The sequence below is a fragment of the Mycolicibacterium arseniciresistens genome, from assembly GCF_030519285.1.
GTDB classification, from domain to species: Bacteria; Actinomycetota; Actinomycetes; order Mycobacteriales; family Mycobacteriaceae; genus Mycobacterium; species Mycobacterium arseniciresistens.
Genome location: NZ_JAUMSQ010000508.1, coordinates 1 through 1,393 on the forward strand (window position 1 = coordinate 1; position 1,393 = coordinate 1,393).

General features: G+C 70.6%; 3 protein-coding genes. 2 read left to right on the forward strand and 1 reads right to left on the reverse strand.

Annotated elements, in window-relative coordinates:
• Positions 1-13: 13 nt before the first annotated feature.
• The gene (locus Q2100_RS31075; RefSeq protein WP_407667735.1) at positions 14-157 is read left to right on the forward strand and encodes a GNAT family N-acetyltransferase; all 144 of its coding nucleotides are present in this window, start codon (positions 14-16) and stop codon (positions 155-157) included.
• A gap of 27 nt (positions 158-184) precedes the next feature.
• Positions 185-988: an exodeoxyribonuclease III gene (locus tag Q2100_RS31080; protein WP_302917102.1), complete on the forward strand. Its 804-nt coding sequence runs from the start codon at positions 185-187 to the stop codon at positions 986-988.
• Here Q2100_RS31080 and Q2100_RS31085 read toward each other — a convergent pair.
• On the reverse strand, positions 985-1,393 hold a 409-nt coding region (locus Q2100_RS31085), incomplete at its 5' end, for a helix-turn-helix domain-containing protein (protein ID WP_302917103.1). The genes Q2100_RS31080 and Q2100_RS31085 overlap by 4 nt on opposite strands.

Below are 1,393 nucleotides of genomic sequence, written 5' to 3' on the forward strand. Positions count from 1 at the left end.
GCTGTGCGGCGCGCTGCTCGACTGGGGTGCGGCCCGAGGTGCGACGCGCGCCTACGTCCAGGTCGTCGTCGACAACGCCGGCGCCGCCGCCCTCTACGAGTCGATGGGCTTCGTCACCCAGCACCGGCAGCGCTACGTCGACGCTCGCGCGCTGTGACGACGACGCGCTCGTAGGCTGTCACCCATGCGGCTGGCCACCTGGAACGTCAACTCCATCCGCGCCCGCGTCGACCGCGTGACCGACTGGTTGTCGCGCGCCGACGTCGACGTGCTGGCGATGCAGGAGACCAAGTGCAACGACGAGCAGTTCCCCACGATGCCCTTCGCCGCCCTGGGCTACGAGGTGGTGCACTGCGGCTTCAGCCAGTGGAACGGGGTGGCGATCGCGTCGCGGGTCGGCATCGACGACGTCACCGTCGGGTTCGAGGGCCAGCCGACGTGGAGCGACAAACCTGACATCGAAGCCGCCGCCGAGGCGCGGGCGCTCGGCGCGACGTGTGGTGGCGTCCGGGTGTGGAGCCTCTACATCCCCAACGGCCGGTTCGTCGACTCACCGCACTACCGATACAAGCTCGAATGGCTTGCCGCACTGCGCAAGACGTCCAACGCCTGGCTCACCGACGATCCGCGGGCGCAGATCGCACTGGTCGGCGACTGGAACATCGCACCCACCGACGACGACGTGTGGAGCGTCGAGGCCTATCGCGACAGCACGCACGTCACCCCGCCGGAGCGGGCGGCCTTCGACGCGATCGTCGACACCGGGTTCGCCGACGTGGTGCGGCCGTTCACACCCGGCCCAGGCGTCTTCACCTACTGGGACTACACCCGGTTGGCGTTCCAGAAACGGCGCGGCATGCGCATCGACTTCGTCCTGGGCTCACCGGCGTTCGCCGAGCGCGTGACCCACGCCGAGATCGTCCGCGAGGAACGAAAGGGCAAGGGCGCCAGCGACCACGCCCCGGTGCTCGTGGAGCTCGCCGGCTAATCGGCATCGTGCAGGGCCCGCCACAGCCCCGCCCGGGAGCGGATGCCCAGTTTCCGGTACACCCGGGACAGGTGCAGTTCGACGGTCTTGGTGCTGACGTAGAGCTCCGCCGCGATCTCCTTGTTGGTGCGGCCTGCGGCGGCGAGCTCGGCGGCCCGCAGTTCCGGCGGAGTGAGGCCCGGGCGCTGCCGCGGAGCCAGCTGTGTCGCCTCCCACCGTGCTCGTTCGGCCCAGAACCGCAGACCCATCCGTTCGAAGGTGCGCATCGCGGACTGCAGCAGATCGGCGGCGGCCTCGCGCTGCCGCAGCCGGTGCCGCAGGTGGCCGGCGAGCAACTGGGTACGGGCGAGTTCGAACGGCATCGCCGCCCGTCCGTGCTCGCGCAGCGCGCGGTCCGCGGCCACG

Bases quoted from the DNA above. Each gene is read 5' to 3' on its own strand.
- Q2100_RS31080 (WP_302917102.1), top strand. From the start codon at position 185: ATGCGGCTGGCCACCTGGAACGTCAACTCCATCCGCGCCCGCGTCGAC.